Source organism: Nocardia sp. NPDC004722 (genome assembly GCF_053601505.1).
In genome coordinates this window covers 1-1,846 of the sequence record NZ_JBSGBY010000994.1, presented here as the reverse complement: position 1 = coordinate 1,846, position 1,846 = coordinate 1, and the positions used below count along the sequence as shown (strand labels likewise).

General features: G+C 69.9%; 3 protein-coding genes. 2 read left to right on the top strand and 1 reads right to left on the bottom strand.

Annotated features, from left to right (window positions below; genetic code table 11):
* Positions 1 to 141: 141 nt before the first annotated feature.
* Positions 142 to 480, bottom strand: coding sequence for a YciI family protein (locus ACWELQ_RS45005; protein ID WP_452403073.1), 339 nt, complete (start codon positions 478 to 480; stop codon positions 142 to 144).
* 103 nt (positions 481 to 583) lie between these two features.
* On the opposite strand from ACWELQ_RS45005, the gene ACWELQ_RS45000 reads away from it, so the two are divergent.
* Both ACWELQ_RS45000 and ACWELQ_RS44995 read left to right on the top strand, forming a co-directional pair.
* Complete coding sequence (locus ACWELQ_RS45000) at positions 584 to 1,408, top strand: alpha/beta fold hydrolase (RefSeq protein WP_452403072.1); 825 nt, start codon at positions 584 to 586, stop codon at positions 1,406 to 1,408.
* Positions 1,409 to 1,431: 23 nt separating this feature from the next.
* The coding region (locus tag ACWELQ_RS44995) for an amidohydrolase family protein (RefSeq protein WP_452403071.1) at positions 1,432 to 1,846 on the top strand (415 nt) is incomplete at its 3' end.

Sequence of the window (1,846 nt, the reverse complement as noted above, 5' to 3'; positions counted from 1 at the left end):
GCCAGCTGCGCCAGGCCAGCGCGAACGCCTCCTGCGCGCACTCCTCGGCCAGATCCCAATCGCCCAGCCCGCCGATCAGCGTGGCCACCAGTCGCGCCCATTCGGTGCGGAAGGCGGCGGTGAGCGCGTCGTCGACCGCGGTCACGACGGTCGGACCGGCCGGATCTCGATCTGCCCGAAGCGACTCGCGGGATGCCGGGCCGCGATCTCGATGGCCGCGTCCAGATCCGCGACCTCGATCAGCGCGAAGCCGCCGATCTGATCCTTGGCCTCCAGGAAAGGCCCGTCGGTGAGCAGCACCTCGTCCCCGCGCACCCGCACCGTGGTGGCGGTGTGGCTGGGATGCAGGCCCTCGTGGGCGGTGAGCACCCCGCGCGCCAGCAGATCGTCCATCCAGTCCCGGAACGCGGTCAGGCCGTCCTCGGACACCAGGTCCGCGACCCGGGTCTCGTCGGCACTGATCAGCAGCAGATATCGCATGGTCGTCTCCTTTCACCCGAACGACGAACGGGCGGGACCGGAATGGACATCACTATGCCGACCCGGGGTGTCCATTGCCGGGATTCGCGTTCGTCGTGCAGGCATGACGACGAAAACCGTGACCTCCGCCGACGGCACCACCCTCGCCTACCACCGCGCCGGAAGCGGTCCGGCCATCGTGTTCCTGCCCGGCGCGTTCAACGACGCGAGCACCTGTGAACCGCTGGCCGAGCAGCTGCGCGACCGCTACACCGTGATTCGCCCCGACCGGCGCGGGCGCGGGGCCAGCACCGACGCCATCGCCCCCGCCGACGCCGCCCGCTACGACATTCGCCGCGAGATCGAGGATTTCGACGCCGTGCTCGCCGATATCGGCGGCAGCGCGGCGGTTTTCGGGTTCTCCTCGGGGGCGATCCTGGCGCTGCAAGCCGCGGTCGCGGGTTCGGCCATCACCCGATTGGCGCTCTACGAACCGCCTTTCGCGCTCGCGGGGCTGTCGGAGCACACCCCGTCACGGCTGCCCGAACGCCTGGCGGACCTGATCGCGCGCGGCGAGCGCGGCGCGGCGGTGGAGCTCATGCAGCTCGAAGGCATCGGCCTGCCCGCCGAATTGGTCGAGCAGGTCAAACGGTCTCCGATGTGGCCGCGGTTGACGGAGATCGCCCAGACCGTCGTCTACGACGCGACGATCTGCCGCCCGCCCAACCTCCCGACCCCCGAGATGGCCCGCCTGGCCATCGAAACCCTCGTGATCAGCAGCCCCGATTCCTGGCCGGGCGTCCGTTCCGCCGCGCAGGCGCTGCCCGCTCACCTCGCCCACGCCCGCTATCTCGAGGTGCCCGGCGGCATCGACCACGGCATTCCGGCCGAGGCCACCGCGAAGGTGCTGGACGACTTCCTGAACGAGGGGCATCGTTACGGTCGGTAAAGAATTCGGTGAGGAGTGAGCGCATGTCGAAGCGAGCGGATCTGCTGATCCGGGCGGGAATCATCCACACACTGGTGCCGGGGCAGGCCCCGCAGCGCGCGCTGGCGGTGCGCGGGGACCGCATCGCGGCCGTATCGGAAGACCCTAACGGTTTGGACGACTGGGTAACCGGCGACACCGTCGTCCTCGACCACCCGGACGCGACCGTGCTGCCCGCCTTCGACGACACCCACACCCACCTGATCATCGCCGCCAACAGCGCCCACGATGTGCCCGTGCACACCGCCCGGGACATCCCGGAACTGCTGGAGCTGATCCGCGAACGCGCCCAGCAGACCCCGCCCGGACAGTGGATTCGCACCACCGCGAACTGGCAGGAGATCAACCTGCCCGAACGCCGATTCCCGACCGCGCGGGAACTGGACTCCGCCACCGACA